Genomic DNA, 3374 nt, shown 5'->3' with positions numbered 1-3374 from the left:
CTCTAGGTTATAATTGAATCATAGTGAAATGTAAATATTATTGATATTGACAATAATAAAAACAAAATGAATGTTATAATTGAATCATAGTGAAATGTAAATGTTTTAATAAAGTTGCACATCCTTCTATATATGGTCGTTATAATTGAATCATAGTGAAATGTAAATAAAAACTGGATGGAGTCAGCACAGGAAAAAGCAAAAGAATACGATGAGGGCATTGAAAATCATGATATTAAAGATTATAATTTAAATAAGCAAATTAACTTTGATGCTGCTGCTAAAAAAGTGATTGAGCATAGGATTAAAACGGGTAATGCGGGGTTAATGTGGTTGTATTTGAATGGTAATGAAATAATTGAGTTTGTAACGGGTTATAGTAACAGTGTTAAGATAACTAAAGACACAATAAATTATTTGATGTCTTTAAAAAAAGGTAGTGTTATTTCATTGCATAACCATCCAGGTAGCTCATCATTCTCATCGCCAGATATGGATGTTGCTTGTAGGATTGAAAGTGTAAAAGAAATGAGAGTAATCGGTCACGATGGTACTAAGTATTTTTTAGAAATTGGATCAGGGCTAAGACCAAGTTTTAGCGATATAGATGAAGTTTATTATGTCATTAGAAATAAATTAAATTCTAAATACCAAAAAATATTTGATGAAACCGGTGATTCTAAAGAAACCTGGAAGGAGCAATCACATGAGATAATTGAAGAGCTTGCTAAAATATTTAATTGGAAGTATAGGAGAGAATTAAAATGAAAAATGAAAAAATATTAATACCAGATGAAGTCATCACAGACTATACTGCTTCTGATGATGAGAGGGAAAAGCAAGAAAAGGAATATAGAGAAAGAGCAAAGGAAGCATTTGAAAAATTAGGAATCGATAAATAAAAAAGCACTTTAACGGTAAAAGAAAACAGTTGAAAGGAGCTGGTGGAAGTGTCAAATAGCTATGATAATTTTATAAAAGAGTTAGAATTATCTTCAACTGAACCAGACACTACAGTTTTTGCTGATTGTGATATAGAAGGTTTTAGCAAGTTTCATAAAGAAGATGAAAAAGCCAAGGTTTGGTGGGTAGAAAAATTAGATACAGTAGGAGAGTTTTTATTCAGCTTTGACAGGAAAAAAATATATAACCTATTTGCTGATTACCCTCACAATTTAACGGAAGAGGAAGTAAAAGTATTTGATAAAGAAAATCCCTACTGGGTAGAATTTTTTAAAGATAGAAAATAAATGAAATGGCCCTGAAGTTAATAAAAGTAGAACTATTGATAATTTGATAGTTATAATTGAATCATAGTGAAATGTAAATGTTTCTACATTTTGAAATGCGATGAATCCTTTCTTCGTTATAATTGAATCATAGTGAAATGTAAATATAAGTGAGAATGATTCAGATACCGAACGACGAAATGTTATAATTGAATCATAATGACAATAGTAAGGTAATTGTAACTGAAGATTCCATAATAATTAATGGAAAAGAATATAAAAATGAATTAGAAGAAATATTAATTACAGCGGGGAGATTTAACAATAATGATATTCCTATGCTTAGATCCAATGTAGCAAATTATTATGGAATACCAGAACGTTTACTTGATAATAAAGGAAATGTTCGTTTAGGAGATTTTTAAAAATAAAGTAAAAGGTAAGCAAGCTTGGAAGGATCCTAAAAACAGGCTATACAAAGGAAAAAGATACAGCCGTTCATGATTGAAAGAAATGTAAAATAAAGGATAAAAAAGGAAAAAGAAAAGCTTCAACAGATGGAAATGGAAAAATTTTATCAAAATAGTACTTTGAATTCAAGCTTTACAAAAAAGAGAGATGATTTTATGAAAAAAAATAGATTTGTAAGTAGGCTTTGGAAAAAAATACCTATAGAAATCAATAATATGAAAATGAATAATCGTATAAATGAGATTTATGTTCCATATTCATTTGAAGAATGGAACATGAAACATATTGATTCAAAAAAAGTATATATATTAAATCTTCTACTGGATGTATTAAGCTTTAAAAAAGTTAATGATATTAACAGGATTTCAATCGGATGGATGAATTTGTCTACTATTTCAAATTCATCGATATTAATATTTAATGATGCTGCTGAGGTTGATGAGTTTTTTAAAGGTAAAACAGAGAATTATGAAATTGATAAGGATGGTTTTTATTTTTATTTAGAACCAATTTGCTATGATGATTTGCCTAACAATATAAAAAAAATAGTTAATTTGAGCAATATGGCTAAAAGTAAGCATAATATTGAATATTACATGGGTATTTCAAATAATGTAAAAATCAAAGAGTGTAGTATGGAAGAATATTATGCGGTCTTAAAATAATGATTAAATGTTTAACTATAATGAAGGCTGATTTTATCCAACCCTCATTAATTTGAGTGTATGTAATTTACAGAAAAAAATCACGTACACTTCTCGATAAAGAATCCCTAACATTGTGAGATGTAGGGGATTCTTTAAATTTGTAATGTTCTATAACATATGTTACACAAATGAATAAAAAAAGAGAGAAGCTCTAATACAATGGTAATAAGTACAAAACCAAAATGTAAAGGAGTCCTTTCACGTCTATATATAACAGAAGAAATGTGTTACCATCAAAAATTATGTGAATATGTTAAAAATATGGAGCTACAAAAGCCGCAAGACGCTATCATACAAATTGTTATGTGTACAGGCAACTTGAAAAGTATGATGGAGCTGTAAGAAGTCTAGCTTTGAGGTCTAGAAGACCAAAAAATAGCCCCAAATCACATACAGAGGAAGAACTGACGCTAATAAAAAAATGTTAAAACGTAATGGAGTATAAGATCTTGCTGAAGTCTACGTTAGATGCTGTAAAAAAGGATATACTAGAAGCTTCTCAAGTATGTGTAGGCAAATTAGAACAAGAGGCTATAAGCAACCGGAAATACGTCGAAAAAGCTATACAAGATACGATAAAATAGATGGGAAGTACCCGGGAGATAAAGTTCAAGTAGACATAAAATATGTTCCTGACGATTGTATAAAGTTTCCTACATATGGATATAAATACTATCAAATTACAGGTATAGATGAATACGGTCGAAAAAGAATTAATAAGGCAGGTGGCAAAGCACGAGAAGAGATATCATAGTACTGCAAAAACAAGTTTAAAATTTAAAAGTCCAAATGAAGCTGTAAAAGAGTATTTCTAAAATACATCTTGCTAGTATAAAAATTAAAATGAATCAAAGTCAAGGTACGCACAGCTTTTCTCCTTGACTTCGAATCCTTTAATTTTTAGATTGAAGATGTAAATTTGGAAAAAACTTTCTTATTAGTGTAACATATGTGTTGACAACTAAGA

At 29.0% G+C, this 3374-nt stretch carries 6 protein-coding genes; all 6 read left to right on the top strand.

What is annotated here, in order from left to right; all coding sequences use genetic code 11:
- The first annotated feature begins 177 nt into the window (after window positions 1-177).
- The 6 genes from BM120_RS10550 (at window position 178) to BM120_RS10780 (ending at window position 3161) form a co-directional block, all read left to right on the top strand.
- Complete coding sequence (locus tag BM120_RS10550; protein ID WP_091995821.1) at window positions 178-768, top strand: hypothetical protein; 591 nt, start codon at window positions 178-180, stop codon at window positions 766-768.
- Complete coding sequence (locus BM120_RS10940; protein WP_177187430.1) at window positions 765-902, top strand: hypothetical protein; 138 nt, start codon at window positions 765-767, stop codon at window positions 900-902. Before BM120_RS10550 ends, BM120_RS10940 begins: the two co-directional genes overlap by 4 nt.
- A 48-nt stretch (window positions 903-950) precedes the next feature.
- Window positions 951-1250, top strand: coding sequence for a DUF7675 family protein (locus tag BM120_RS10545; RefSeq protein WP_091995820.1), 300 nt, complete (start codon window positions 951-953; stop codon window positions 1248-1250).
- Between the two features lie 188 nt (window positions 1251-1438).
- On the top strand, window positions 1439-1654 hold the full coding sequence (locus BM120_RS11160; RefSeq protein ID WP_242941613.1) for a hypothetical protein: 216 nt from the start codon (window positions 1439-1441) through the stop codon (window positions 1652-1654).
- 201 nt (window positions 1655-1855) lie between these two features.
- Complete coding sequence (locus BM120_RS10535; RefSeq protein WP_143076547.1) at window positions 1856-2365, top strand: hypothetical protein; 510 nt, start codon at window positions 1856-1858, stop codon at window positions 2363-2365.
- A gap of 547 nt (window positions 2366-2912) precedes the next feature.
- On the top strand, window positions 2913-3161 hold the full coding sequence (locus BM120_RS10780) for a hypothetical protein (RefSeq protein WP_143076546.1): 249 nt from the start codon (window positions 2913-2915) through the stop codon (window positions 3159-3161).
- The last annotated feature ends 213 nt before the right edge of the window (window positions 3162-3374 follow it).

The organism is Peptostreptococcus sp. D1, assembly GCF_900112955.1.
Lineage (GTDB): Bacteria > Bacillota > Clostridia > Peptostreptococcales > Peptostreptococcaceae > Peptostreptococcus.
The sequence above is the reverse complement of the archived record's forward strand: the minus strand, read 5'-3'. Positions and strand labels throughout refer to the sequence as shown.